Origin of the sequence: Paraburkholderia sp. 22098, from assembly GCF_052045935.1 — a bacterium.
Lineage (GTDB): Bacteria > Pseudomonadota > Gammaproteobacteria > Burkholderiales > Burkholderiaceae > Paraburkholderia > Paraburkholderia caledonica.
The window spans coordinates 388,969-415,162 of the sequence record NZ_JBQEPV010000005.1 but is presented as its reverse complement, the minus strand read 5'-3'; the positions used below and the strand labels follow the sequence as shown (position 1 = coordinate 415,162).

At 62.2% G+C, this 26,194-nt stretch carries 25 protein-coding genes; 15 read left to right on the top strand and 10 right to left on the bottom strand.

Going from position 1 to position 26,194, the window contains the following annotated elements; translation table 11 throughout:
- Positions 1–22 precede the first annotated feature (22 nt).
- Genes ACTJLB_RS13560 through ACTJLB_RS13540 form a run of 5 tightly spaced genes read left to right on the top strand, consistent with a single transcriptional unit; the run spans position 23 to position 6,003 of the window.
- A complete protein-coding gene (locus ACTJLB_RS13560; RefSeq protein WP_440783562.1) occupies positions 23–1,768 on the top strand; it encodes a carbamoyltransferase family protein in 1,746 nt (581 codons plus the stop codon).
- Positions 1,765–2,844 carry a glycosyltransferase family 2 protein gene (locus ACTJLB_RS13555; protein WP_440783561.1) on the top strand — a complete coding sequence of 360 codons (1,080 nt, stop codon included), beginning with the start codon at positions 1,765–1,767 and terminating at the stop codon, positions 2,842–2,844. Before ACTJLB_RS13560 ends, ACTJLB_RS13555 begins: the two co-directional genes overlap by 4 nt.
- A complete protein-coding gene (locus ACTJLB_RS13550) occupies positions 2,841–3,980 on the top strand; it encodes a glycosyltransferase family 9 protein (protein ID WP_440783560.1) in 1,140 nt (379 codons plus the stop codon). The genes ACTJLB_RS13555 and ACTJLB_RS13550 overlap by 4 nt, the downstream gene beginning before the upstream one ends.
- Positions 3,970–4,926 (top strand): glycosyltransferase family 4 protein, encoded by a 957-nt coding sequence (locus ACTJLB_RS13545; RefSeq protein WP_020068323.1) that lies wholly within the window; start codon positions 3,970–3,972, stop codon positions 4,924–4,926. The genes ACTJLB_RS13550 and ACTJLB_RS13545 overlap by 11 nt, the downstream gene beginning before the upstream one ends.
- Before the next feature lie 57 nt (positions 4,927–4,983).
- A complete protein-coding gene (locus ACTJLB_RS13540; protein WP_440783559.1) occupies positions 4,984–6,003 on the top strand; it encodes a UDP-glucuronic acid decarboxylase family protein in 1,020 nt (339 codons plus the stop codon).
- On the opposite strand, the gene ACTJLB_RS13535 is transcribed toward ACTJLB_RS13540, so the two are convergent.
- Positions 5,982–7,730 (bottom strand): RecQ family ATP-dependent DNA helicase, encoded by a 1,749-nt coding sequence (locus ACTJLB_RS13535; protein WP_440783558.1) that lies wholly within the window; start codon positions 7,728–7,730, stop codon positions 5,982–5,984. The two genes, ACTJLB_RS13540 and ACTJLB_RS13535, sit on opposite strands and share 22 nt — an antisense overlap.
- Before the next feature lie 109 nt (positions 7,731–7,839).
- Positions 7,840–9,048: a zinc-dependent alcohol dehydrogenase gene (locus tag ACTJLB_RS13530; protein ID WP_440783557.1), complete on the bottom strand. Its 1,209-nt coding sequence runs from the start codon at positions 9,046–9,048 to the stop codon at positions 7,840–7,842.
- A 205-nt stretch (positions 9,049–9,253) separates the two neighbouring features.
- Between ACTJLB_RS13530 and ACTJLB_RS13525 the strand changes: the two genes are divergently transcribed.
- On the top strand, positions 9,254–9,511 hold the full coding sequence (locus ACTJLB_RS13525) for a hypothetical protein (RefSeq protein ID WP_020068319.1): 258 nt from the start codon (positions 9,254–9,256) through the stop codon (positions 9,509–9,511).
- Between the two features lie 139 nt (positions 9,512–9,650).
- On the opposite strand, the gene ACTJLB_RS13520 is transcribed toward ACTJLB_RS13525, so the two are convergent.
- The 6 genes from ACTJLB_RS13520 to ACTJLB_RS13495 form a co-directional block, all read right to left on the bottom strand.
- The gene (locus tag ACTJLB_RS13520; protein ID WP_204522942.1) at positions 9,651–10,262 is read right to left on the bottom strand and encodes a hypothetical protein; all 612 of its coding nucleotides are present in this window, start codon (positions 10,260–10,262) and stop codon (positions 9,651–9,653) included.
- A 91-nt stretch (positions 10,263–10,353) separates the two neighbouring features.
- Entirely contained in the window at positions 10,354–11,523 is a 1,170-nt protein-coding gene (locus ACTJLB_RS13515; RefSeq protein WP_087753813.1) for a zinc-dependent alcohol dehydrogenase, read from the bottom strand.
- A gap of 144 nt (positions 11,524–11,667) precedes the next feature.
- The gene (locus tag ACTJLB_RS13510) at positions 11,668–11,970 is read right to left on the bottom strand and encodes a hypothetical protein (protein ID WP_020068316.1); all 303 of its coding nucleotides are present in this window, start codon (positions 11,968–11,970) and stop codon (positions 11,668–11,670) included.
- The gene (locus ACTJLB_RS13505) at positions 11,967–12,341 is read right to left on the bottom strand and encodes a phage holin family protein (protein WP_020068315.1); all 375 of its coding nucleotides are present in this window, start codon (positions 12,339–12,341) and stop codon (positions 11,967–11,969) included. The genes ACTJLB_RS13510 and ACTJLB_RS13505 overlap by 4 nt, the downstream gene beginning before the upstream one ends.
- Before the next feature lie 108 nt (positions 12,342–12,449).
- The gene (locus ACTJLB_RS13500; protein ID WP_020068314.1) at positions 12,450–12,734 is read right to left on the bottom strand and encodes a CsbD family protein; all 285 of its coding nucleotides are present in this window, start codon (positions 12,732–12,734) and stop codon (positions 12,450–12,452) included.
- A 377-nt stretch (positions 12,735–13,111) separates the two neighbouring features.
- Positions 13,112–13,312: a hypothetical protein gene (locus ACTJLB_RS13495; protein WP_020068313.1), complete on the bottom strand. Its 201-nt coding sequence runs from the start codon at positions 13,310–13,312 to the stop codon at positions 13,112–13,114.
- Here ACTJLB_RS13495 and ACTJLB_RS13490 point away from each other — a divergent pair.
- The 7 genes from ACTJLB_RS13490 (at position 13,289) to ACTJLB_RS13460 (ending at position 20,727) form a co-directional block, all read left to right on the top strand.
- Positions 13,289–13,870: a hypothetical protein gene (locus tag ACTJLB_RS13490; protein ID WP_227471156.1), complete on the top strand. Its 582-nt coding sequence runs from the start codon at positions 13,289–13,291 to the stop codon at positions 13,868–13,870. The genes ACTJLB_RS13495 and ACTJLB_RS13490 overlap by 24 nt on opposite strands.
- Positions 13,852–15,735 (top strand): TonB-dependent receptor plug domain-containing protein, encoded by a 1,884-nt coding sequence (locus ACTJLB_RS13485; protein ID WP_440783556.1) that lies wholly within the window; start codon positions 13,852–13,854, stop codon positions 15,733–15,735. The genes ACTJLB_RS13490 and ACTJLB_RS13485 overlap by 19 nt, the downstream gene beginning before the upstream one ends.
- Position 15,736: 1 nt before the next feature.
- Positions 15,737–16,267: a YfiR family protein gene (locus ACTJLB_RS13480; protein ID WP_440783555.1), complete on the top strand. Its 531-nt coding sequence runs from the start codon at positions 15,737–15,739 to the stop codon at positions 16,265–16,267.
- Positions 16,264–18,198 (top strand): putative bifunctional diguanylate cyclase/phosphodiesterase, encoded by a 1,935-nt coding sequence (locus tag ACTJLB_RS13475; protein ID WP_087753817.1) that lies wholly within the window; start codon positions 16,264–16,266, stop codon positions 18,196–18,198. The genes ACTJLB_RS13480 and ACTJLB_RS13475 overlap by 4 nt, the downstream gene beginning before the upstream one ends.
- Before the next feature lie 90 nt (positions 18,199–18,288).
- Positions 18,289–18,741: a MarR family winged helix-turn-helix transcriptional regulator gene (locus ACTJLB_RS13470; protein WP_087753818.1), complete on the top strand. Its 453-nt coding sequence runs from the start codon at positions 18,289–18,291 to the stop codon at positions 18,739–18,741.
- Positions 18,742–18,770: 29 nt separating this feature from the next.
- The gene (locus ACTJLB_RS13465) at positions 18,771–19,334 is read left to right on the top strand and encodes an isochorismatase family protein (protein ID WP_408163241.1); all 564 of its coding nucleotides are present in this window, start codon (positions 18,771–18,773) and stop codon (positions 19,332–19,334) included.
- A 52-nt stretch (positions 19,335–19,386) separates the two neighbouring features.
- Positions 19,387–20,727 (top strand): MFS transporter, encoded by a 1,341-nt coding sequence (locus ACTJLB_RS13460; RefSeq protein WP_440783554.1) that lies wholly within the window; start codon positions 19,387–19,389, stop codon positions 20,725–20,727.
- 6 nt (positions 20,728–20,733) lie between these two features.
- Here the strand turns inward: ACTJLB_RS13460 and ACTJLB_RS13455 are convergent, their stop codons facing one another.
- The gene (locus ACTJLB_RS13455; protein WP_440783553.1) at positions 20,734–22,257 is read right to left on the bottom strand and encodes a CoA-acylating methylmalonate-semialdehyde dehydrogenase; all 1,524 of its coding nucleotides are present in this window, start codon (positions 22,255–22,257) and stop codon (positions 20,734–20,736) included.
- 325 nt (positions 22,258–22,582) lie between these two features.
- Here ACTJLB_RS13455 and ACTJLB_RS13450 point away from each other — a divergent pair, with 325 nt between their 5' ends.
- Positions 22,583–23,992: an MFS transporter gene (locus tag ACTJLB_RS13450; protein ID WP_020068304.1), complete on the top strand. Its 1,410-nt coding sequence runs from the start codon at positions 22,583–22,585 to the stop codon at positions 23,990–23,992.
- Between the two features lie 19 nt (positions 23,993–24,011).
- Here the strand turns inward: ACTJLB_RS13450 and ACTJLB_RS13445 are convergent, their stop codons facing one another.
- Positions 24,012–25,082 carry a hypothetical protein gene (locus ACTJLB_RS13445; protein WP_440783552.1) on the bottom strand — a complete coding sequence of 357 codons (1,071 nt, stop codon included), beginning with the start codon at positions 25,080–25,082 and terminating at the stop codon, positions 24,012–24,014.
- A gap of 171 nt (positions 25,083–25,253) precedes the next feature.
- Here ACTJLB_RS13445 and ACTJLB_RS13440 point away from each other — a divergent pair, with 171 nt between their 5' ends.
- A complete protein-coding gene (locus ACTJLB_RS13440) occupies positions 25,254–26,165 on the top strand; it encodes a LysR family transcriptional regulator (RefSeq protein ID WP_440783551.1) in 912 nt (303 codons plus the stop codon).
- Positions 26,166–26,194 lie beyond the last annotated feature (29 nt).

Sequence of the window (26,194 nt, the reverse complement as noted above, 5' to 3'; positions counted from 1 at the left end):
CCCACTCCTACTGCGAACGCCCATGTACACACTCGGAATCAATGCCGTCTATCACGACAGCGCCGCAGCCCTGCTGCGCGACGGTGTGGTGCTCGCCGCCGCCGAAGACGAACGCTTCACCCACGTCAAGCATGCGAAGCGCCCCGTGCCCTTCTCAACCTGGCAACTGCCGTTCGACGCGATCGACTACTGCCTGAAAGCCGCCGGCATCACGCTCGCCGACGTCGATCATGTGGCCTACTCATACGATCCGAGCCTCTTTGGCGGCATGCCGAAGCGGCCCGGCGCGACTATCGAGTTGCCGTTCGATCCCGCCAACACGCGTCTGTCGGACCCGTCTGCATCGCCGTGGGACCCGCTATTTCTCAGCTACATCGCGAACGCCAAGGGCCAATTGCTCGACGGCGCGCCGCATCATTTGCGCAAGCGCTTTCAGGGTGTGGACCGCGACAACGGCTTCAAGTGGCATTTCGTCGACCATCACCTCGCGCACGAGGCCAGCGCGTTTCTCGCCGCTCCTTTCGAAAATACGGCGGTGCTCACCATGGACGGCCGCGGCGAAGGCGTGACGACCAGCATGGGCCAGTTCGTCGACGGGAAATACACGCGGCTCAAGCAGGTCGAACTGCCGCACTCGCTCGGACTGCTTTATGAAGCGGTAACGGACTGGCTCGGCTTCCTGCATTCGTCCGACGAGTACAAGGTGATGGCGCTGGCGTCGTACGGCAAGCCGGAATACCTCGACGTGTTCCGCGATATCGTGCGTTATCGCGGCGACGGCAGCTATACGGTCGACGCCCCGCGCCTCGTCCAACGCTTCGGTCCGGCACGCGAACGCGGCGGCCCGCTCGAACAGCGCCACTTCGATATCGCTCATTCGTTGCAGCGCGTGCTCGAAGAAACGGTACTGCAACTCGCGGGCTGGCTGCATGAGAAAACCCGCTTGAGCAAACTCAGCATGGCAGGCGGCGTCGCATTGAACTGCGTGATGAATTCGAAGCTGCGCGACGCAGGTCCATTCGACGATGTGTGGGTCCAGCCCGCAGCGGGCGACGCGGGCACCGCGCTTGGCGCAGCGTTGTGGATCGATTCGCGCGAACGCAGCGAGCGCGGCGATCGCAAGCGTCATTGGGTAATGGACCACGCGTACCTCGGTCCCGAATATCCGGAACAGGAGATTGAACAGTTCCTGCAATGGTCGAAGGTTCCGTACCGGCGGCTCAACGACATTGCCGGCGAGACCGCCGACCTGCTCGCGAGCGGCAAGGTGATCGGCTGGTATCAGGGCCGCACCGAGTTCGGTCCGCGGGCACTCGGGGCGCGTTCGATCCTCGCTTCGCCGGTCGATCCGCACATGCAGGCAAAGCTCAACGAGATCAAGGATCGCGAGGACTTCCGCCCAGTCGCGCCGGTCGTCATGGAAGAACATGCGAGCGAATGGTTCGTGAATGGCCAGGTCGCGCCGTTCATGCTGTTCGTGTTCGACGTGCGCGCCGACAAGGCCGAGCGCATTCCGGCAGTGCGTCACGTGGACGGCACCGCGCGCGTGCAGACTGTGAACCGTTCGCAGCATCCGCTCTACTACGATCTCCTGTCCGCGTTCAACGAGCGCACCGGGGTGCCGATTCTCGTCAACACGTCGTTTAACACGCGCGGCGAACCGATGGTGAATTCGCCGCGCGATGCGGTGGAGTCGTTCTGGACTTCGCCGCTCGATGCGCTCGTGATCGGCCCCTTCGTCGTCGAGAAAGCGCGGGGCGGCGCATGAGTCCATCCGCTACGCGACCGATCGACGTAGGAGGCAGCTTCGGCAATCCGCATAGCGAAGCCGAGCCGATTGCAGCCGGATATCCGGGCGTGCTGCTGGCGCACCTCGACGTGTCGGTGGTCGTGCCGACTTACCGGCGGCCCGACATGCTCGCGTCGTGTCTTCGCGCATTGACGGAACAGGACTTTCCCGCAGATCGCTACGAGATCGTGGTCTGTGACGACGGTCCCGACGAAGCGACTCGCGCATGCGTCGCGCGCATTGCCGGCGAGCAGGCAGAGCGCGGCCTCGCCGTGCGCTACGTGCCGGTGACTCGCACGCAGGGCCCCGCGGGCGCGCGCAATGCCGGTTGGCAACACGCGCGCTCGCCGGTGATCGCTTTTACGGACGACGACACGCTGCCCGATCCGCAATGGCTGCAAGAAGGGCTTGCGGCGATTCGCCAGGGGGCGGCCGCCGCCGCGGGCCGGATCGTCGTGCCGCTGCCCTCTTCGCCGACCGACTACGAGGCGGATGCGAGCGGCCTCGAGCGTGCGGAATTCGCGACCGCAAACGTATTCGTAGCGCGCAGCTTTCTGACGATGACAGGGGGCTTCGACGAGCGTTTCACCTCGGCGTGGCGCGAAGACTCCGATTTGCAGTTCACGCTTCTGCAAGCGGGCGGCAAGATCGTGCGCGCAAGCGATGCGGTGGTCGTGCACCCGGTGCGCCCCGCGCGCTGGGGCGTCAGCATCTCGCAGCAGAAAAAGAGTCAGTTCGACGCGTTGCTCTACAAGAAGCACCCCGAACTTTTCAAAACGCGGATTCGCTCGTCGCCTCCGTTGCTGTACTACCTCATTCTCTGCGCCGCATTGGCCGCGCTGATCGGCGTTTTCGTGGGCGATGGCAATAGCGTGATGCTCGCGCTGTTCGCGTGGTTCGCATTGACGGCTTATTTCTGCGCAATGCGTTTGCGCGGGAAAGACCGCAGCTTGCGCCACATTGCCGAAATGGCGTGGACGTCCATCCCGATTCCATTCCTGTCGATCTTCTGGCGGCTCTACGGCGCTGTACGTTACAAGGTGTTCTTCTTATGAATGCAGACTCGTTCATCGCCTCTGCCGCGCCGCGCCGCATAGCGATCTTCCGTGCGTTGCAACTGGGCGACATGCTCTGCTCGGTGCCCGCGCTACGAGCGCTGCGCGCGGCCGCGCCGCAAGCGCATATCGCGCTGATCGGCTTGCCGTGGGCGCAGTCGTTTGTCGAGCGCTACGCCGATCTCGTCGACGAACTGATCGTCTTTCCTGGAGCCGCAGGCTTTCCCGAGCAACCCGAGACGGACGAAGGGCTGCCCGCATTCCGTGAATGGATGCGCGCCCAACGCTTCGACCTCGCAATCCAGCTGCATGGCAGCGGCGGCATTGCGAACGATCTGCTGCTTGAGTTCGGTGCCAACGCCTATGCGGGCTTCGTACAACCTGACGAGCAGCCGCGTGAAGGCGTGTTTATCGACTGGCCAGACGACCTGCCCGAACCCGAGCGCTACCTTGCATTGATGAGTGCGCTCGGCGCCGAAACCACCGAGCGGCAATTGTCGTTCCCTCTATGCGAGCGGGATGGCGACGAATACGCGTCGTTAGTGGCCGCGCACGGCATCGAAGCGGAGCGCCTCGTGCTGGTTCATCCAGGTGCGCAATTGCCCTCGCGCCGCTGGCCGGTCGAGCGTTTCGCGGAAGTCGCCGACCGCCTCGCCGCCGACGGCTGGCAGATCGCCATCACCGGCACGACGGCGGAAGCGTCGCTGACCGGCGCGGTGCTCGGCGCGATGACCGCGCCCGCGTTGCACCTCGCCGGTTCGACATCGCTTGGCGGACTAGCTGCGCTCGTCGCGCACGCGCGACTCGTCGTCTGCAACGACACGGGCATTTCGCACATCGCCGCGGCCATGGCGACCGCGTCCGTCGTCGTCGCGTCGGGCAGCGATACGCGCCGATGGGCACCGCTCGATCACGAGCGGCACCGCGTGCTTGCCGACTATCCGCCGTGCCGCCCGTGCATGTTCCGCGAGTGTCCTTACGGCCACCCTTGTGCCCTGAACATCGGCGTGGACCGCGTCGTCGAGACGGCGCGCGCGCAACTGGCCGAAGTCCGCGGCGCGCATCCGGCCAGTGCCTGCGCATTGCATACGCACGCCGAAACCGGGTCCTTCGAGGAGTTGCACCATGCTGCGTAACTGCCGCCGTCTGCGTGTGCTGACATGGCACGTGCACGGCAACTACCTGTACTACCTGACACAGGCGCCGCACGATTTTTATCTGGTAACGAAGCCGGGTCATCCGCCTGGTTATGCGGGCAAAGTCGGCGTGTTGCCGTGGGGCGACAACGTCCATGAAATCAATGCGGACGACGTGCCGGATCAGGAGTTCGACGTGATCCTGTATCAGCACAAGACGCATTGGGAATACGACCGCGAGCATGTGTTGAGCGACGCGCAGCGCCGCTTGCCGCGCGTGTATATCGAACACGATCCGCCGCAGGAAAACCCGTTCCAGCAATGGCATTGGGTCGACGACCCGGACACGCTGCTGGTTCACGTCACGCACTTCAATCAGTTGATGTGGGATTGCGGGGTGACGCCCACGCGCGTAATCGAACATGGCGTGGTGGTGCCGGAAGGCGTGCGCTATACCGGCGAACTGGAGCGCGGCATTGTCGTCGTGAATCATCTCGCTCAGCGCGGCCGGCGCCTCGGTGCCGACGTATTCGCCGACGTGCGCACGCGCGTGCCGCTCGACCTGGTCGGCATGGACGCCGAGCGGCTCGACGGCATTGGCGAAGTCGGCAATCTGGATCTCGCCGCGTTCACCGCGCGCTATCGCTTCTTCTTCAATCCGATCCGCTGGACCAGTCTCGGCCTCGCCATCGTAGAGGCGATGACGATCGGCATGCCGATCGTGGGCCTCGCGACTACCGAACTGGCGACGGTGATCCGCAATGGCGAAAACGGCTTCGTGCATACAGACGTGAATGCGCTTGTCGACGCAATGCACGAACTGCTGCGCGATCCTGCGGAAGCCAGGCGCCTCGGCGAGGGCGCGCGACGCACGGCGCAGGAGCGGTTCCACATCGACCGTTTCGCGCAGGACTGGCACGACGCGCTGCTGCAAGTGACCGCTTAGGCCACAGGTCGGCGCGGCTTGCGCCGAACAAACGTAAGACGACTAGGACCACGCAACATGAAAGAACTTACCCGCAAGCGGATTCTGGTCACAGGCGGCGCCGGCTTTCTCGGCTCACACCTGTGCGAGCGGCTCGTGACGCAAGGCCACGACGTGCTGTGCGTCGACAACTTCTATACGGGCACGAAGGACAACATCGCGCATCTTCTCGATTGCCCGAACTTCGAGCTGATGCGTCACGACGTGACATTTCCGCTGTATGTGGAAGTCGACGAAATCTATAACCTCGCCTGCCCTGCGTCGCCGATTCACTATCAGCATGATCCGGTACAAACCACCAAGACGAGCGTGCACGGTGCGATCAACATGCTCGGACTCGCCAAGCGCGTGAAAGCAAGAATCTTCCAGGCATCGACGAGCGAAGTGTATGGCGATGCGCTCGTGCATCCGCAGAAAGAAGACTACTGGGGCCACGTGAATCCGATCGGACCGCGCTCCTGCTACGACGAAGGCAAGCGCTGCGCTGAAACGCTCTTCATGGACTACCGCCGTCAACATGGGCTTTCCATTCGCATTGCGCGAATCTTCAACACGTATGGACCGCGCATGCATCCCGCCGATGGCCGCGTGGTGTCGAACTTCATGATGCAGGCGCTGCGCGGCGAGCCGATCACGCTCTATGGCGACGGCTCCCAGACGCGTTCGTTCTGCTACGTGGACGACATGATCGACGCCTTCATCCGTTTGATGAACACCGCCGAAGATCCCGGCGGCCCGGTCAATCTCGGCAATCCGCACGAAGTGAGCATGCGCGAAATCGCGCAACGGATTGTGGCGACTACGGGCTCCAGTTCGCCGCTTGAATTGCATCCGCTGCCGACCGACGACCCGTGGCATCGTCAGCCGGACATTTCACGCGCGCGCGAGCTGCTCGGCTGGCAACCCAAAACCTCGCTCGACGACGGACTCAGAGAGACCGCGCGCTACTTCCGTGCGCGGATCGAGGCATCGTCGGAAGCGACTGCCGACGTTGCCTCGATTGGAGCGCATGCGGATCAGCGCCCCGCCCTCACGTAACTCGCCAGAAACGTGCGGGTGCTGCCGTCGGGGAACTGCACGGCCACCTGCTCGCCGCTCGCTAGTGCGACCTCACCGGCGCCATAGCGCGGCACGCGCACGGCATCGCCCGGAGTCCAGACGCGTGGTTTGCGCGACTCCTCACGCTTGCGCTGTGCGACTTCATTCGCGTGCGTCTCCGGTGCAACGATAGCGTCGGACCCCATGTCGATCTGCGGCGGATTCACGCAGTTATCGCAGACGCCGCAGCGCTCGGCGGCAGGCGAGTCGCCGTAATAGTCGAGAATCGCGCGCCACCGGCATTGACCCGTTTGCGCGTAGTCGATCATCTGCTGCAGCGTTTCCCTGTCGTGCGCGCTCATCTGTTCGAATTTGGCCGCGGCATTGGCAACCGCGTCGCGCGCGGATTCCTTCGCGCCCTCGCGGCTTCGCAGACGATAGCGGCGCTGCCGGTCGCGGCCGGCCACGCGGGCGTCGACCAACATGTTCAACGCGACTTCCAGCTTGCCCGCACCGACATCCGGCAATGCCTGCTTGAGCGCGGCCAGCGTGACGCCCTTCGGATCGTCGGCAATACGCGCGACAAGCGTGTCATAGACACGCTGCGCGAGTTCGACACTCGGATAGCGTCCCGCAAGGAAAAATTGCTGGATGCGCCGGTCGTTCAGATCGAATAGCAGCACGCAATCGGCGGGCTCACCGTCGCGGCCCGCGCGTCCCGTTTCCTGATAGTAAGCGTCGAGGCTGCCGGGAATCTGGTAATGGATCACGAAGCGTATGTCCGCCTTGTCGATGCCCATACCGAACGCGTTGGTTGCGATCATCAAACGGGTGGCGCCCGACATGAACTGCTCCTGCGCCTCTTCACGAGCGTCAGCCGCCATTCGACCGTGATAGCGCGAGACCGACTCGCCTGCCTCCGTGAGCCAGCCGTAAATGCGATCGACGTCGCGCACAGTCGCCGCGTAGACGATGCCGGTCCCGCTGAGCGATGCAATCAGCTTCGACAATTGCTCGCGCTTGGCAGTCACGGCGCGCGCTGCGCCGTCCTTGCCGCCGGCCGTGCTGACCTGGACGACGCGATAGCGCAGATTCTCGCGATACGTGCCCGTGCGAACCACACGCGGCTCGCGCAATGCAAGCGAGTGGACGATGTCGTCGAGCACGCGCGGCGTGGCCGTGGCGGTCAACGCAAGCACCGGCGGCTGACCGAGCGACTTCACCGCAGCCGCGATCTGCAGGAACGCGGGGCGAAAGTCGTGTCCCCATTGCGATACGCAATGCGCCTCGTCGACCACCACTAGTCCAACGCGGTTTTCGGGGCGCGCGCGCAACGTTTCGATGAAGGCCGGTTGCGCCAGGCGCTCCGGCGTCACGAACACAATGCCGCTCTCGCCTGCCGCAATCCGCTCCAGCGCTTCGCGCTCGGCGCGACTACGCAGCGTGCTGTTCACGAGCGTGCAGTCGATTCCAGCGGCCAGCAGTTTGTCTGCCTGGTCTTTCATGAGCGCGATCAGCGGCGACACGACGAGCGTGGTGCCCTCGAGATGCAGCGCCGGCAACTGATAGCAAAGCGACTTGCCCGCGCCCGTCGGCATCGTGGCAAGCGTGTCCTTGTGTTGCAATACGCTGCGGATAATGTCCTCCTGACCGGCGCGCAAGCGCACGATACCGAACATGTCACGCATGGTCTTGCGCATGCTGCGAAGCCGTTGGTCGACTGTCATAGTTGGAAACAAGCGTCCTTGCGGGCGTTTTCGCCCGCGGTTGTAGTGAGATGAGTGTGAAAGACGATGTGAGAGACGAGTCCCCGCCCGAAGCGGCGTGACCTGCCGCTCACGGTTGCAGCTTGACCTTGATCCAGCCCGGCTCGCGATTGTCGAACGCGCGATAGGCCTCGATCGCGTCGGTAATCGGCTCGCGCTGCGTCAGCACGGCAAGCGGATCGAACGAGCCGTTACGCACGATCTCAACGAGATGCGGCGTAATCGCGCGGTGATTGCAGTTGCCCATGCGCACGACGAGATTGCGATTCATTGCTTCGCCGATCGGGAAAACGCGGTCGTTCGGCGGATACACGCCGATGATCGACACGGTGCCCGTTTTCGCCACCGCTCTGACCGACCACGTCAATACTTGCGACGGTCCACTGCCCGGACGCCAGTTATCGCCATCGGGGTTCGTATCGGGCGCAATCTCCTTCACTTCCTTGTCGAAGGCCTGTTGCTGGTCGCGCTCTTTCTGCGCGGCCGGGCCGTGCTCGGCACGCACCGCGTCCACGCCCACTGCATCGATCACGCGATCCACGCCGATGCCGCCGGTCAGTTGCAAGATCATGTCGACCGGATCTTCTTCGTCGAAATTGATCACTTCTGCGCCTTGCGTGCGAGCCATGTCCAGCCGTGACGCTATGCGATCCACCGCAATCACGCGGCCGGCGCCCATCAGCTTCGCGCTCGCAATGGCAAATTGGCCCACCGGACCCGCTCCGAACACCGCGACCGTATCGCCGGTACGAACGCCCGCCAGCTGGGCGCCGAAATAGCCGGTGGGAAAGATATCGGAGAGCAGGATCGCGCGATCGTCGTCGATTTCGTCGGGCAAACGGATCAGGCTCGCGTGCGCCAGCGGCGTGCGCGCGTATTGCGCCTGCAGACCTTGGAACGGGCCGGTGGTTTTCGGTCCGCCGAAGAATGCAGTGCCGGCGCTCGCGCCATTCGGATTTGCGTTGTCGCATTGGGCCGTGTAGCCCGAGCGGCAATACGAGCAAAATCCGCACGAGATAGTCGACGGAATCAGCACTCGATCGCCTTGGCGCAGATTGCGCACACTGCGGCCCACTTCCTCGACGATGCCGATTCCTTCATGACCGAGAATCGTGCCCGGCACCATGCCGCCCAACGTGCCGCGCACCATATGCAGATCGGTGCCGCAAATCGCGCTGGACGTGAGACGTACGAGCGCGTCGGTCGGTTGCTCAAGTTTGGGATCGGGAACATTGTCGAGACGGATGTCCCCTATGCCGTGAAATACCACTGCTTTCATCTGCACTCTCCTTCTCTCAGGTCTGGCAGCGTCGCGGCTTATGGCTGCCTGCATCGACAGCCCGCGTCGATTCCGCGGGCCTTGTTACGCCACAGCAATCCGCGTGCAACGCTTCGTGTGAAGCGTCGGCAGCGAAGCGGGTATCGCTTTTGCTCGATTTCGATGTGCGTGAACGAAGCGTCAATCAACCAGAGAGGAGAAAAGCATGAACCAGGAACCGTCCGATCCCGTGGAACGCGCGGACCAGCGGCGCGAGAAGCTGGGTGATGGAGACGTCAAGATCAAATCCGACGGCACAGTGGAAGAGCGGGAGCATGGAAGCATCGACCCGACTCTCGTTCCGAAAGGAAAAGATCACCCCTCTGAAGGGCCGTACACCCCTGAGCACGATCACGTGGACCCCGATCTCGAACCGGGTGGCGCCGAAGGCCATCCAACCAGCAAGGGTGATTTGTCGGCGTAACGCTGTTCGCGTGTTGCTCGCATTACCAGACGGTCTGCAAAGACACTGTGCAAGACAAGCCGATATAGCGCGCAAACTCAACGCTAAATGAAGCGTACCCGCCGTCCGGAGGGTACGCTTTCTACGCCGATGCGAAGGCTTATGCGGCGCTCGTCGCGCTTCCCGCACGCAGGCGCTGACCCGTCGTCGACGACTGATCGCCGCGCGTATAGGGCGCAAGCGCGTCCGGCGTGCGCATGTCGCGTGGCGTTTCAAAGTCCGCGAGCGCGGCACCGCGCATCTGCTCGGGCGAGCTGGAAAAACCGGTGCGGTCGCTATAGTCCGCCGACGGCAAACGCGGCGCACTCTCCGCACAACTGGCGGCATACACGTCGAGCGCCGTGACGCAGACCACGTTCACGGCCGCGGCTGCCGCCCGTTGCCGGTCGCGTGCGCTCCACTTGTTCGACGACAGCGCGAGCGTGCCAAGGTCGAGTGCATCGCCGCCCACGCGCGCCCACAGGAACGGCCGCGGATCGCGCGACGCCAGTATGCCGACGCCGCACGCAAGCTCGCGCAAACCATAGAAGCGCATGGTGCCGGGTCCTGTCTCGACACCTGCCACGCGAGCCATCATGCGCGGCGCGACCAGTTCTGCGAGGCCGAGCGCAATGCTGTACCACCCAAGGCCGCGCGCGATCGAATCCGGTTGCGGCAGTCGTTCCTTCAGAGCGCGAGCGCTCTCCTGCTTCGGTTCAGTACGGGAATCCATTTACATCACCTTCATTCTGGGGAGCCACGTCAGCGCAGCTCACGTGAAATAACAAACAGCGCCTGTGCCGCGACGATTACTGCCCGACGCGTCAAGGTTTGAGCACGACCTTGATGCAGCCGTCTTCCTTGTCGCGGAACGTCTTGTACATGCGCGGGCCTTCATCGAGCGAAACCGTGTGCGTGATAACGAACGACGGGTCGATCTGCCCTTCCTGGATTCGCCGCAACAGATCGTCGGTCCAGCGGTTGACGTGCGTCTGTCCCATGCGCCATGTCAGGCCCTTGTTCATCGACGCACCGAACGGAATCTTGTCCACCAGACCGCCGTAGACGCCCGGCACCGACAACGTTCCCGCAGGACGGCAAACGTAGATCATCTCGCGCAGCACGTGCGGCCGGTCGGTTTCGAGCATCACGGCCTGCTTTGCGCGGTCGTACATGGAGTCAACCGAACGCGTTGCGTGCGATTCCATGCCAACAGCGTCGATACATTTTTCCGGCCCCTTGCCGCCCGTCAGTTCCTTCAACCGTTCGAGGACGCTCTCTTCCTTGAAATCGATCGTGACGGCGCCGCCCGCGCGCGCCATCGAAAGACGCTCAGGGACGCAGTCAATCGCAATCACCTGCTTTGCGCCGAGCAGTACGGCGCTGCGAATCGCCATTTGCCCGACCGGGCCGGCGCCCCAGATCGCGACCGTATCGGTTGGCTCGATATCGCATTGCACCGCAGCCTGCCAGCCGGTCGGAAAAATGTCGCCGAGGAAAAGCACCTGCTCGTCGCTCAGACCGTCCGGAATCTTCACATGCGTTTTGTCCGCAAACGGCACGCGTACGAATTCGGCCTGCCCGCCAGGATAACCGCCCGTCAGATGCGTGTAGCCGAACAGGCCCGCCGTGGTATGGCCGAACATCTTGTCGGCAATGTCCTTGTTGCGATTACTCCGTTCGCACACGGAAAAGTTGCCGCGTTTGCATTGATCGCATTCGCCGCAGATGATGGTGAACGGCACGACCACGCGGTCACCCACCTTCAGCGCGCTGTTCTCCTTGCCGACTTCCATCACCTCGCCCATAAATTCGTGGCCCATGATGTCGCCGGACTCCATGCCGGGCATGAAGCCGTCGTAAAGATGCAGGTCGGAGCCGCATATCGCGCAACTCGATACCTTGATGATCGCGTCGCGCGGATGTTCGATCTTCGGATCGGGCACAGTGTCGCAGCGGATGTCTTTCTTGCCATGCCATCTAAGCGCCTTCATATATCCTCCACACTGAACGGTTCAACTACTCGCGGGTGAAACGCGAACACATGCGCATCCCGCGTGCCGCGCGGTCTCGTACCGCGCAATAGTCGCCGCATCGCACGTGGAGCGATGGCGTCGGCATGAAAGCGTTAAATCGCGCTAGCGCTGAAACACACTGCGTGCGGTCCTCGTGAGCCACGCCATTACGCTTGTGCGTGCGAGCGTTCCAATCGCTTTGCGCGGCCCGAGAAGCACGGCCGCAAGACCGGCCGCGAGCACCAGTGCCAGGTAAGGCGTGTCGGCGAGAGAACTCATTGCGTTGACGGCCGGCACACCCGCTATCGTCGTTCGCCGAGGTGTGTGCAACGCCAGATTTGCAGACAGCAAGCGCGCGCGAGAGGCGGCCATGCGCTGAAGGATCGCCGCGCGGCGTTCCTGATGCCAGGCTGGATCGTGTTTCATTTCAGGGCGTCCTTCAGGGCTTCCAGGTCATGGGACACTTCGTCGCGCAGCACATGCAACGGCTCGACGGGCTTCTGGGCCTTCATCATCGCGAAGGTGGCGATCGATATGACGAGCCATGCGGCCGCAACACCCCACGCAACAGAAATGACGTAAGGCGTGTTCCACGCCGTCACGATGATGGCCACGCACAGAAAAGAGAGGGTGAACATGGCAGCGACCGCCAGCACGACCATCGCGATGACTTCGCGCACCAATCGCCCTTTCGCCTCCTCCAGTTCGAGTGCCAGAAGTTCGGCGTAGTCCACCGCCCGACTGGAACAGAAACGCGCCACGTTGCGCCACTGGCTCACTTTGGTATGTATTGACATCCTGTATCTCCCGCCAGCAATTGCCGTCACGGGCGCTCGCCACCGGTTGCGTCAACCGGCGACGAGCGCTTGATCCGAACGATGCAATCGACTCTGTGTCAACCGTATCTAACGGTAATCCCTGTCGCCGCGAACGTCGCGGGCGGTTGCCGAGCGCAGCGCGCCGAGAATGAAACCCGCGGCCGCCGCAATCGCGAGCGCGGTGAACGGCCGCTCCGTGGTCGTCTCGCGCACGACGTCCGTGAGATCCGCCCACACCTGTTGAGCCTTGCCGCTTAGTTCGCGGGCGGTGCCGGCCATCTGGGTCCCGGTGTCGCCGAGCATCTCGCCCGCCGCCTCCTGCACCTTGCCGCCTATTTCCTTCACTGCCCCTTCCACTTTTCCTGTTTCCATGTTTGCTCTCCGTGGTTTGCGCGCACTAGGGTGCACAACACTGGCCGCGCAGCCGGAGCCCCGGCATGCGTTGTCGTCACGCCGCAAGAAGCGCGCCGCGTGAACGCCCGAGGAGAACTCATCGGTAGTAGACGGAAGTGAGCCGAAGGAAGCCGGCGCGCAAGAGAGAGGAACAGGGAAGAGAACGGCGGATGCGGAGAGAGAAACGGCGGATACAAGCGAAGTACGAATAGCGCATCGCGCGTATCCAGAGCATCGAGCCTGTGCCCGACGTCAAAAACTCGCCGTTACATGGACGTGCGCGTCAGCGCAACCAGGGTAAGTCATGACGCGCGCCTATGCGTTGGAGGCGCGCGTTTCAGTGTCGGACGAGTGGTTTAACTTTGCGGCAATGCGCCGTTGAGCAGACGCTGCAGTGTGTCGATCTTGCGAAGATGCACGCCCCACAGCTGGCCGCCGTCTTTGATGCGACTCAGACGCTCGTGCCAGTAGCTGAGCGGAAAAGCTGAATTGTCGCGTGCACTTGCATGCGAGCGCACGAGAACCTGTTCGATATGGGCAAGATCGCGTTCGATCATCGCCTGTCGCATGGAGCCGAGAGTTCTGGAATTGAAAGTTTGTTGCATGACAGTGAGGGCGGCGGTAAAAACGGCTACTACAGCAAGCCGCGTGCCGCGACTTCACACGGCCTCCGTTCGATACCGCCGAAATCCATGCGCCACGCGCTATTCGACGATTTGGAAAAGCTCATGCACGCGGCATGGGCTCCCGGTTTTTCGCGCCAGGCATGGCCCAAAACGGTGGATATCCCTATTCCCTTTTTACAAGCCTGTCCCTGCCGCTGTGAAGCCAGCCAGCGCACAACGCGAAGACTCACGCCGATTCAAGCTTCCCTTCCCCGCGCCGATAACAAACAGGTGACGATCCACTTTGAAGGAGCGTTCCCGATTTACCGGCTGTCATGGTTCCAACTACGCGCGCTTCTTTTTTCCTTTCTCAACGCCTGGTCGCTTGCTCTGTCGCGGGATTGGCAACGCTCTGTTCGCCGGCAGCTGTCGCCGGTAACGAGCCGCGCGCGAGCGCAGCTTCGACCCCGGACACAGAGGAGTTGGCGGCGATGCCATTGGAGGCGCTGATGCAGGTCACTGTCAGCACGGCGTCACGTTTCGATCAGTCGGTTACCGACGCACCGGCCGCCGTGGTCGTTCTTACCGCCGAAGACATCAGTCAGTTCGGCTGGCGCACGCTTGCCGACGCGCTCGCGTCGTTGCCGGGCCTGTATGTGACAAATGACCGCTCATATGAATACCTCGGCTCTCGCGGCTTTCAGCGTCCTGGCGATTACAACAGCCGGTTTCTGCTGCTGATCGACGGCATGCGTACGAACGACGGCGTATACGGTCAGGCGCCCATCGGCACGGACTTCCCGCTCGACATGGATCTTGTGAAGCGCATCGAGTATGTGCCGGGCCCCGGTTCGGCTATGTACGGCGCGAACGCGCTTTTCGGCGTGATCAACGTGATCACCAAAACCGGCAGCGATCTGGCGGGCGCGGAAGCCGCCGTCGCGGTGGGGAGCTTCGGCGAGAAAAAGGCGCGTGCGTCATACGGCTGGCATGGTGCGCACGGTGCCGACATTCTTGTTTCCGCGACGTCGTATGGACGCAGCGGTCAGGATCTGTACTACCCGGCATTCGACACGCCCGAGCAGAACAACGGCGTCGCCAACCGGCTCGACTACGACCGCGCGCAGAACTTCCTCGGCAAGGCCGCGTATGGCGATTTCCGCCTCACGTTCATTTACGGAAACCGCACGAAGGGCGTGCCCGATGCGCCGTACGGCGCGGTGTTCAATGCGCCTTTCAGCGTGACGGACACACGAAGCTATCTGGATCTCTCGTACCAGCATTTGCTTGCCGACGGCGTCACGCTGGCATCGCAGGTGTACTGGGGCCGCTACGACTACCGGATGCCGTCGGTCTACGGTCCGCAACCGTATGTGGCCAATGTCGACGGCAGCCACGCGCTCTGGTACGGCGCCGACGTGCACGCGACCGTGTCGTCGATCGACAAACATCGAATCGTGATCGGTACGGACTTCACCCGAGACGCGCGCCTGAACCAGTACAACTACAACGTCGACCCGTATGCGCAATTGCTCGACGACCATCACAGCGGCAACCGCGCCGGTGTCTATATCGAAGACGAAATCACGTTGCCCGCGAATTTCACGCTGAATGCGGGCTTGCGTTACGACCAGCAAACGGCCTCGGGCGGCAACCTGAGTCCGCGCATCGGGCTCATCTACAAGCTGACTCCGCGCGATACGTTCAAGCTGCTGTACGGCGAGGCCTATCGCGCGCCGAACGCATACGAGATGTACTACGCGGTAGGCGGCGCCGACGGCCAGTTGGGTAATTCATCGCTGAAGGCAGAGCACATCGCGACGACCGAACTCGTATATGAAAGAGCCGTGTCCGCGATGGCCCGCGCGACACTCTCGCTGTTCCAGTACAACGCGCGCGAGCTGATCTCGACGACACAGCAGAGCGCCGGTCTTTATATCTTCCGCAACGTCGATCGCGCCACCGCGCGAGGCGCGGAACTCGCCTATGAGCAGCAAATGGCAGGCACGCGGGTGCGCGCCAGCTATTCGTACCAGATAGCTCACGACTCCAACACCGGGGCCGCACTCCAGAATTCGCCGAAGCATCTCGCGAAGGCCAATGTCGCTGTGCCCTTCTTCGCGAATGCGTTGGTATCGGGACTCGAAGTGCAATGCACGTCCACGCGACTGGCCGCGGTCGGCGAAACCGGCGGTTTCTGCCTCGCGAACGTGACGCTAAGTTCGCGCCGGCTGATTCGCGGTGCGGACCTGTCGTTTTCCATCTATAACCTGACCGATAAACGGTACGCCGACCCAGTGGGTCCGGGCTTCACCCAGGAGACAGTTGCGCAGCAAAGCCGGACCTTCGTGTTCAAGGCCGTCTACGGGTTCTGACATGAATCGCGTTCGCATCAGGACCATAGCGGCGTGTTTCGTGTTCGCGTCGCCGCTGATCGTGCAGACATCAGTCGATGCGCAGGTGGACCTGTCCGCGCTCGAGGCGGCCTACATCTTCAACTTCGCGCAGTTCACCGACTGGCCAGCGGGACGTTCGGCGGACAACCTGCTCTCGGTATGCGTGGATCAGGAGAGCCCGCTCGGTCAGGCACTCGCCAAGCTCGACGGCAAGCGTTCGGGCAAACAGGGATGGCGCGTTCGGCCGCTGCCTCGCACGGAAAAAGCCGCCGACTGCCACCTCGTCGTGTTAACCGGAAGCACTCCATTGAGCGCGGCAGTCAAGGCGCTGCTGACATCCGACGCGCCCGTCGTGATCGTGAGCGAGGTCGACACCACCGAGCAGGGCTGGGTGATTCGCCTCGTGCGCGACGGCGATCATCTGAAGTTCGATATCAACGTTAGCGAGGCTTCACGCCGGCACATCACGCTCAGTTCGAAACTCATGCGCCTCGCGAGGACGGTTCTATGAAAAGTTTCTCCGCATGGTCACGGCTTGCATGGCCACGCGAGCATGTGAACCTGGTCGGCGTGGCGATCGCGCTGCTCATTTCGAGTGTCGTGCTGCTGATCTATCAGGCGCTTTCGCTGCGCGCGTCGCTGACCGACGACGTCAGCATGCAGGCATCGGTGCTCGCAGAAAATCTGACCGCCTCGGCCATGTTCGGCGACCGCGAGGCGACGGCCGAAATACTCGGCTCGCTTCGCAAGGTTCCGCATGTCGAGAGCGCAACCGTCTATACGCCAGATGGAGAACTCTTCGTGCGCTATGCGCGCCCCGGGCTCCGCCGCGCTGACTACGAAGAAGGCACGCTCGAGAACGTGGGCAACTCGCGCCGTCTTTCACTCGAAGACATCTTCGTCGCGGCGCCCATCATTCATAACGACCGGTTGCTCGGCAGCATCGTCGTCGTAGCAGCAACCGACGCGATAAAAATGCAGCTTGCCCAGTACGGCTGCTTTCTCATTGGCGCGTCGCTGTGTTCGGTATGGATCGCATCGCTCGTCATGAAGCGTATGCGCGAGCGTGTGTCGCGCGCGGAGAAAGACCTCGAATATCTTGCTTCGACCGATCCGCTGACGGACCTGCCTAACCGCCGCGCGTTCTACGATGAACTGAAGATGCGCCTGCACAAGGCAAGCGCCGCCAACAAACGCGTCGCGCTGATGATGGTGGACCTCGACAACTTCAAGACCGTCAACGATACACTGGGCCATGGCGCGGGCGATGAACTGCTCAAGCAGGTCGCCGAGGCGTTGCGCAACGTCGTCCGGCCTCACGACCTGGTGAGCCGAATCGGCGGCGACGAATTCGCTATCGTGCTCGGGCCCGATGCAAGCCGGGTTCGCGCACGCGCGACTGCGGGCCGCGTCGCACGCAACCTGTCACGCCCATTTGTTCTGCACGGTATTGAGTCGGCCGTATCGGCAAGCGTAGGGTTCAGCGTCTATCCCGAGGACACCGCCGAAATCGCGGAGCTGGTGAGCAATGCGGACATTGCGCTGTATTCGGCGAAAAGCAGGGGCAAGAGCATTGCCGTCGAGTTTCAGAGCGAGATGACAGCCGAGGCGCAACGGCGCGCGCGTATCGAAGCCGAACTGCGCAAGGCGCTCGAACAGGACGGGCTCGACATTGTCTATCAGCCGCAATTCGACTGCCTTTCCGGCCGCCTGCTCGGCGCGGAGGCGCTGGTCCGCTGGACGCATCCGACGGAAGGCCCCATTTTGCCGGCCGAATTCGTTCCGATTGCCGAAAACAGCGATCTGATCGTCGCGCTTGGCCGCTGGGTCTTGTGGCGCGCTTGCCGCGACGCCGCGAACTGGAACGCCGGCACGAATGCAGGCGTGCATGTGGCCGTGAACATTTCCGCACGCCAACTGCGAACCGAGGGCTTCACAGACGAAGTCTGCACCGCGCTGAAGAAAAGCGGCTTGCCCGCTTCGCTGCTCGAACTCGAACTGACCGAGAGCCAGTTGATGTCCAATATGTCGGTGGGCATTCAGGCAATGCAGGAGTTGCGCGCCGCCGGCGTGCGCCTGTCGCTCGACGACTTCGGCACAGGCTACTCGTCGCTGTCATACCTGCAGTCTTTTCCCGTGCACAGCATCAAGATCGACCGCAGTTTCATCTGTCCATTGCCCAATGGCGGTCAGCCCATCGTCACCGCGATTATTTCGATGGCGCATAGCTTCGGCCTGCTGGTCGTCGCGGAAGGCGTCGAGTATCCCGCGCAACTCGAATGGCTTTGCGACGCGCGCTGCGATGTGGTTCAAGGCTTCCTGACGGGCCGTCCGATGCGGCTCGAACAATTGCTCGCGATCATTCGCGCGGAAGAAGAACAGAAAGACACGCGTAGCAGAACACCGGTCGCGCCGCGGCCGCACCGTGTGCCAACCGCTTGAGAGACTGACGGTCCACTTGACCCGCGCCATATATGAAGGTAGCCTACACAGGTTACCTTCATATATCCGTCTGGCTTTCTGCTGGCACACATGGGCAAGAACGATCCGCCGCTCGACTCCGATTCGCTTCACACACTCGCCGAAGATCTGCGGGTGCTGACCGGCAAGCTGCGTCGCCGTCTGCGCGAAGAGGCGCATCTGGGCGACTTCACTCCTTCGCAGATACAGGTTCTCGGCCTGCTTGAGCGCGACGGCCCCGCAACGGTCACCGAACTCGCGCGCACCCAGGGCATGCGTCCGCAATCCATGGGCGAGACGCTTTCTGTTTTGAAAGCCGCAGGCCTCGTGAGCGGCGCCCCCGATCCGAACGACGGCCGGCAAACCGTTCTTTCGCTCACGCCCGCCTTCCGCAAGAAGATCAAGGCAAGTCGCGCCGCACGCGAAGACTGGCTGTTTCGCACTATCCAGACGCGCTTTTCGGCAGCCGAGCAGCAGCAACTTGCCGCTGGCGTCGAATTGCTCAAACGCCTGACCGAATCGTAATTCTCACGCAAACCAGAACTGGAGCTCACATGGCACTGACCACGCTCGACGCAAAGACCGCACTGGTGGTGATCGACTTACAGCAAGGCATCGTCGCAATGCCCACCGCTCATCCCACGGTTGAAGTGGTCGCGCGCGCAGCCCAATTGGCCCACGCGTTTCGCCGCCACGGCCTGCCCGTCGTACTCGTGAACGTGGCGGGCGGCGCGCCGGGTCGCGCGGAGCAGGCGCGTCCTACCGGCAATTTCCCCGCGGGATTTGCCGATCTCGTTCCCGAACTGAACCGGCAGGAGTCAGATCATCTGGTGACGAAACGCACGTGGGGCGCGTTCACGAATACTGATCTCGAAGCGTATCTGCGCGAGCAAGGCGTGACGCAAATCGTGCTGGCGGGTGTGGCGACCAGCGTCGGCGTTGAATCAACCGCGCGTTTCGCACACGAGCTAGGTCTGAACATCGCGTTTGCTGTCGACGCGATGACCGACCTGCACCTGGACGCTCACACGAACAGCCTCACGCGAATCTTCCCGCGGCTCGGCGAAACGGGCACCACGCAGGAAGTGCTCGACATGCTCGAACAAACGCGCGCATGAGTATGCGCTGCAGGCCAGACACCATCCAAACATTCGTAGGAGATAAATTCCGGTGAGCAGTACGTTCCGTTCGCTGCGCAACTTCAATTACCGTGTGTGGGCGAGTGGTGCGATCGTTTCCAATGTCGGTACATGGATGCAGCGCACCGCGCAGGACTGGCTTGTCCTCACGGAGCTTACGCAACACAATGCGACTTCCGTGGGTATCGTGATGTCGCTGCAGTTCGGGCCGCAAATGCTTTTGCTGCCGCTCACCGGCTATGCGGCCGATCATTTCGACCGTCGCAAGCTCCTGTTCGTCACGCAGGCGGCCATGGGCAGTCTCGCGCTTGGCCTTGGGCTGCTTACGATCACCGGTCTCGTGCAACTCTGGCAGGTCTACGTTTTCGCAGGACTGCTCGGCTGCGTAACCGCATTCGATTCGCCCGCGCGTCAGACTTTCGTGTCGGACCTCGTCGGCGAAAGCGATCTTTCCAATGCGGTCGCGCTGAATTCCACGTCGTTCAATGCTGCGCGAATGATTGGTCCGGCGGTGGCGGGGCTGCTGATCGCGTCGGTCGGAACGGGCTGGGTGTTTCTGATCAACGCGCTCTCGTTTATCGCCGTACTCGGCGCGTTGCGCATGTTGCGCGCTCGCGAGCTCCATGCAAAGCCTCGTGCAATGCGCTCGCGCGGCAGCTTCGTGGAAGGTTTCCGCTATGTATGGAAGCGCCCCGATCTGAAGGCGGCGCTGCTCATGCAGTTCCTGATCGGCACGTTCGGACTTAACTTCCCTATTTTTATTTCGACGATGTCCGTCACCGCATTTCATGCGGGCGCGGGCGAATACGGCGTGTTGAGTTCGACCATGGCGATCGGTTCCGTCACCGGCGCGCTGCTTGCCGCGCGCCGCGCGCAACCGCGCATGGCGTTGCTGCTCGGCGCCGCGGCAGTCTTCGGTGTGGGCTGCACGGCAGCTTCGTTGATGCCGAACTATGTGCTCTTTGGCGTGATGCTCGCCTTCATCGGCGTGTCGACGCAAACCTTCAACACGTCCACCAACAGTCTCGTGCAACTCTCCACGGAGCCGGCCATGCGTGGCCGCGTGATCGCGATCCTGCTCGCCATTGCGCTCGGGGGCACTCCGCTTGGCGCGCCCGTGGTCGGCTGGGTCGCAGACCGTTTCGGCCCGCGCTGGGCACTCGGCGTGGGCGCGGCGTCGGGCTTCGCCGCCGCGCTCGTGGGCTTGCTTTACCTCGTCAAATACAGGGGCTTTCGCGTGTATGTCGACGCGGGACGTCTGCACTACAGCATTGACGAGCCACGCCAGGCGCCGCCTTATGTGAGCCCCGCGATAGCCGTACAAAACGCCGTCCTGGATGAAGCTGAAGAAGAGTCTTCATCAGGTGTGTAGCGCGAGTTACTTCGCGACCGGCATCGTGAACTCGGCACCCTTTGCGATGCTGTCCGGCCAGCGCTGCATGATGCTCTTGTAACGTGTATAGAAGCGCACGCCTTCTTCGCCATACGCGTGATGATCGCCGAATAGCGACCTCTTCCACCCACCGAACGAGTGCCACGCCATTGGCACCGGAATGGGCACATTGATGCCGACCATACCCACCTGAATTTGCCTGCCGAAAGCGCGCGCTACGCCGCCGTCCGACGTAAAGAGCGACACGCCGTTACCAAACTCATGCGCGTTGATGAGTTCCACCGCGCTGGCGAAATCGGGCACCCGCACCACGGCAAGCACTGGCCCGAAGATCTCTTCCTTATAGATCTTCATTTGCGTGCCGACATTGTCGAACAGCGTTCCGCCAATGAAGAAGCCTGCTTCGTTCGCGACCGGATGCGCACGGCCGTCCACGATGAGCGTCGCGCCCTCTTCTTCGCCCGATGCGATATAGCCCGCGACTTTTGCCTTGTGCTCGGCGGTCACGAGCGGGCCCATTTCAGCGTCGAGGTTCTCGCCGTTTTTGATCACGAGCGACTTGACGCGCGGCACCAGCTTTTCGATCAGCTTGTCGGCGACGTTACCCACTGCCACCGCCACCGAAATTGCCATGCAACGCTCGCCGGCTGATCCGTATGCCGCGCCGATCAGCGCGTCCACGGCCTGGTCGAGATCGGCGTCGGGCATCACCACGAGGTGATTCTTGGCGCCGCCGAGAGCCTGCACACGCTTGCCGCGCTTCGACGCCTCCGTATGGATGTACTCGGCGATCGGAGTCGAACCGACGAACGACAGTGCGGCGACGTCCGGATGTTCGATGAGTGCATCGACGGCCACCTTGTCGCCGTTGACCACATTGAACACGCCGTCCGGCAAACCGGCTTCTTTCAACAAGTCCGCAATGCGCAGCGACGCCGAAGGATCGCGTTCCGACGGTTTCAGCACGAAGGTGTTGCCGCAAGCCAGCGCCACGGGGAACATCCACATGGGCACCATGACCGGGAAATTGAACGGCGTGATGCCCGCGACCACGCCGAGCGGCTGACGCAGATTCCAGTTGTCGATGCCGCCGCCGATCTGGTCGGTGAAATTGGTCTTCAGCAGATTCGGAATGCCGCACGCGAATTCGACCACTTCGATGCCACGCACGACCTCCCCTTGCGCGTCCGTGAACACCTTGCCGTGCTCGCGCGTAATGAGCATCGCGAGTTCGTCGTGGTGCTTGTTGAGCAGTTCTTTGAACTTGAACAGGATGCGTGCGCGCTTGAGCGGCGCGGTTTCGCTCCACGCGGCGAAGGCGGCTTTCGCGGATTGCACTGCAGCATCCACTTCCTCGATCGACGCAAGCGCGACCGCCCCTGTCACCTGACCCGTCGCGGGATTGAACACTTCCTTGAAGCGGCCGCTGGCAGGGTCGACCGCAACCCCGCCGATATAGTGGCCGATCTGCTGCACCGAAAGTTTCGCTTGTTCGTTTGCTGCGTTCATTGATTACCTCGGATTCGGGATGTGCCGCGGCATACGGACCGGGCGGACAGACGGATTGGAGTCCGTCAACTGTATCCACGCTGCGTCGCATATTCCCGATACAGCAAAACAGAACCGCGCCTCACTGTATTGTTTTTTGCGCGGCAACTGTGCTGGGCGCACTGCGCGTGACCGGCGGCGTTTTGCGTTCTGCGGCATCGCAGCATGCACTTGCCGCGAACTTGGCCCCGTCGTACAAATCCTGGCTTGCATAGTTGGCGCGCCCGACGCCAAATGAGGCAGCCGCAGAAGCTGGTCACCCAAAAATCAGGTGAGGAGGCGCAACATGACAACGAATGTATCGGTGGATGACCGCAAGCATCGCGGGCAGGCGCGCAAGGCAACCGCCAGTGGCTGGATCGGCTCGGCACTCGAATACTACGATTTCTTCATTTACGCGCAGGCAGCGGCGCTGATCTTTCCTCAGCTGTTTTTTCCGTCCGGCAATCCAAAGATCGCGATCGTCGCCTCACTGGCGACTTACGGTGTGGGTTATGTCGCACGGCCAATCGGCGCGTTCGTGCTCGGACATTGGGGCGACACGCATGGCCGCAAGAACGTTCTGCTGCTCTGCATGTTCCTGATGGGCTTTTCGACGATGGCCGTGGGCTTCCTGCCCACCTATCAGCATGTCGGCTTGCTTGCACCGGCGCTGCTCGTCGTGCTTCGTCTGATTCAGGGCTTTGCGGTCGCCGGCGAGATCTCGGGCGCGAGCTCGATGATTCTCGAACATGCGCCATTTGGACGACGCGGCTATTACGCCAGTTTCACGCTGCAAGGCGTGCAGGCCGGACAGATTCTCGCTGCTGCCGTGTTTCTGCCGCTCGCCTATTTCATGGAGGAGAGTTCGTTCAATTCGTGGGGCTGGCGTATTCCATTTCTACTGAGTGCCGTGGTGCTCGTGGCTGGCTATATCATCCGGCGCGAGGTCGAGGAAACTCCCGCTTTCGCTAAAGAAGACGCGAGCGGCGGCGTGCCGAAGTCGCCGATTGCCGAGGCGTTCCGCTACAACTGGGTCGACATGCTGCGTGTGGTGGGCTGCTCGCTGATGAACGTGATTCCCGTGGTTGCGACGATTTTCGGCGCTGCCTATGCGGTGCAGGCCGCGTACGGTATCGGCTTTTCGAAAAGCGTCTATCTATGGATTCCGGTGATCGGCAACATTGTGGCCGTGCTCGTGATCCCGTACGTGGGCAATCTGTCGGACCGGATCGGGCGACGCCTGCCGATCATTGTCGGCGCACTCGGCGCGGGGCTTCTCTCTTTTGCGTACCTCTATGCGATCAGTATCCACAACGTAGCGCTCGCGATCGTCATGTCGATCCTGATGTGGGGCATCGTCTACCAGGGCTATAACGCCACATTCCCTAGTTTCTATCCAGAACTGTTTCCAACCCGCTCGCGCGTCTCCGCGATGGCGATCGGGCAGAACATCGGGACGACGATTACGGCGCTGCTGCCCGCACTATTTGCGTATGTCGCGCCGCCGGGATCGCACAATGTTCCGCTCACGATCGGAGCGATAACGTTCGGCATCACGATCATCGCGGCGGTGACCGCATGGAGCGCGCGGGAGAACTACCGGGTCAAACTGTCCGATCTGGGCCAGCCGGGCGCGGTGCCGCTCGACAAGACCAGCTACGACCGGCTGAGGGCAGAAACAATGGCGGAATCGAAAAAGGCCGTGGCTTCTTAGGCAGAAGAACAATCCGCGTTTAGCGCCATTGCGCAGTCAACTCGTTAGCGAGGACCATTTGCTCGCGCACTCGTTCGATGAAGGCTGCTTCCATACCGCTTTGCGCCTTGAGAAATTTTAGCGCTGCGGAATGTACCGCGCGCATCGACCCGCCGTCTATCGCGCCGATGCGCGCCGCGTTGCGTCGCGTTTCCTCGACCAGATCGCGCGCGCCGCTGAAATCGGGCGACAAGCCGCTCTGCGCCTCGAAGCTCGCTCGCAGACGAGCTGCGTATTCGCGCGACTGCCCAAGCTGGTCCATGTCGATGAGCAGATCGACTCCTTGCCCCATTCGCCACGCGCAAAGAATCCACAGCGCGACGAATGCGCGGTATGCATTATTGCCTTCCGCGCTGCGTGCGTACTGTTCGCAGGCCATGGCGTAGGCGTCGTCGGAAGCCGGCATGGCGGGCGGCAACTTCACATCGCACATGTCGATAACCTGCTTCACCACGGGTTCCGCACGATTCAATCCGAGCACGCGAAAAGGCGCGGCCACAAAAAACGGATTACGCCACTGCTGGTTGAGGAGCCAGCCAGAAGCAAATTGCGAAGCGGGATTGCGCAACACACCGACATGCATTGCATCGGGAAAGGCGTGTCTGAGCCACGGCAACCTTCCTGATGACCGGCAGAACTTGAAGACCGGCACGCTGCCTTGCCGCGTCGAGTGCTCGCACAAGTTGCGTAAATACGCGTGCAGCGCGTGGAATCCGGCATCCGGCAAGTCACCAAAACGGTCAATGCTGAATTGCCTGCTGTAGCCGGCCACGCCGCGCTCGCCTTCTTGCAGAAAGGGCGTGTACTCGTCGAAGTAAGGGGCATCGAGCGGCGGATGTCCAGAGGTCAGCGTGGGACGGCTTGCGGCGACATCTGGGAGACTCAAATCAGCCAGTACGTTGCTGAGCGGCTCGTAAAAGGCGGTTACAACGTTGAGCGCCCGAAGACGGGACCACACCCAGGTGCCTGCGCTCCGCCACCCGGTGTGCAAAAATACGCCCTGTTTCAGGGCACTTTTCGGCGCGGCGTCGACCTCATGTGACAACGGCATCGGTGTTCTCTTTTGGTGGAAGCGATAGGGGATCATCTGCGCATACTGTAGCGTTTAGAGCTGTCGTCTGCGTTACAGAAGCACCACTTTACCTTTCATCCTGCACCGCCACTGGAAGCGTGCGGACAAACGCATTAAGCTCCAGGGTCCAGGACTGAAAACAGCACCTTCATGAACGATTCCGCCGATATACGCTTCCTGCTGACCATACGCGAAAGCGGCAGCCTCGTCGCCGCGGCGCGAAAGTTGGGGCTGTCACCTTCGGCAATTACGCAGCGTCTGCAACAACTGGAGAAGAAGCTCGGTGCTCAACTGCTCAATCGCAGCGCGCGCCGCCTTCAATTTACCGAAGAAGGTACGCTGCTCTGCGAGCGCGGCGCGGAACTGGTTCAGCAGTTCGATACACTATTCGAAGATCTGCAGACGCGCCGCGGCGGCCTGATCGGCACATTGAAAGTCAACGCGCCGCTCGGTTTCGGGCGGCGTTACGTGGCGCCCGCGATTGCCGACTTTCAGCAGCAGCATCCGGATATCGACGTCGCGTTGACGCTGTCGGACCAGCCGCTCATGGAAACGGCTGAACGCTTCGACATCGTCGTGCATATCGGCGACCTGCCGATATCCAACCGCGTGGGTTACACGATCGCCCCGAACGCGCGCTTCGTATGCGCGGCGCCCGCGCTCGTCAAGCGTATCGGCGCGCCCGAATCGCCCAACGACCTCGCCGGGATGCCCTGTATCGTGCTTCGTGAGAATAACGAAGACGTCACCCTCTGGCAGTTCAGCCGAGGCCGCACGCGCCGTAGCGTACGCGTTTCATCGCACTTGAGCTGCAACGACGGCGACGTGATCCGTCATTGGGCATGCGAAGGCCGCGGCGTGATCCTGCGCTCCGAATGGGACGTAGCGGACGACATCGCGAAAGGAAGGCTCGTGCGCCTGCTGCCCGCGTGGAAAACTCCGGACGCGAACGTCATCGCGCTCACCCATCAACGTGCTGGCTTGCCCGCGCGTACACGAACTTTCATGCAGCACTTGCAGGCAAGATTCCGGCCACTGCCGCCGTGGCGAATCTCGCATTAAGCCAGACTGAATCTATGAATTCGATCCGT